Below are 221 nucleotides of genomic sequence, written 5' to 3' on the forward strand. Positions count from 1 at the left end.
CCCATCCGAAACCAACCGCAACCCAGTAGCGGTCACCAAGCTCAAGCGGTGGCTACCGGCTGCCCCAATTTTACTCCGCCGGGCGCTCCAATATTCCTCCGCCGTTGACATGCTCGACAATGCCGGCTGGCATGGACCAAAGGGCCTGGTCGTTCCCGAGGGGATCAGCCTCGTCTTCCTGCCGCCCTACTCGCCCGAACTCCAGCCCGCCGAGCATCTCT

The 221-nt window shown here is 63.3% G+C and carries 1 pseudogene; it reads left to right on the top strand.

Annotated features, from left to right (window positions below):
* Nucleotides 1-115: 115 nt before the first annotated feature.
* Nucleotides 116-221 (top strand): annotated as a pseudogene (locus E2C06_RS40155) (IS630 family transposase); the annotation flags it as partial.

This window comes from Dankookia rubra (assembly GCF_004355005.1).
Taxonomy (GTDB): Bacteria; Pseudomonadota; Alphaproteobacteria; order Acetobacterales; family Acetobacteraceae; genus Paracraurococcus; species Paracraurococcus ruber_A.